This is a genomic window from Flavihumibacter cheonanensis, assembly GCF_022352215.1.
Taxonomy (GTDB): Bacteria; Bacteroidota; Bacteroidia; order Chitinophagales; family Chitinophagaceae; genus Flavihumibacter; species Flavihumibacter cheonanensis.
In genome coordinates, this window is record NZ_JAKRWF010000186.1 from 1 (window position 1) to 281 (window position 281).

General features: G+C 66.5%; 1 protein-coding gene. It reads left to right on the forward strand.

The window, feature by feature from the left end; all coding sequences use genetic code 11:
• Positions 1-281 (forward strand): ATP-binding protein (locus MD536_RS21625; RefSeq protein ID WP_239603855.1); only part of this gene is annotated, 281 nt, incomplete at both ends.

Below are 281 nucleotides of genomic sequence, written 5' to 3' on the forward strand. Positions count from 1 at the left end.
CTGGTGACCGTGCGCGATACCGGTATCGGCATAGCCAAGGAGCAGCAGGACCGCCTTTTCCAGGCGTTCACCCAGGCCGACAGCTCAACCTCCCGCAAGTACGGCGGGACCGGGCTTGGCCTGGCCATCAGCCGCCGCTTGGCCCGGATGATGTCCGGCGACCTGACATTCGAGAGCGAGCCGGGGGTCGGCACGACGTTTTTCTTCACCGCTCGCCTTGGATATGACGAGACGCAACAGCCGGCCGCACCGACGGCACCCGAGCAGGTCCGTGAACGCCC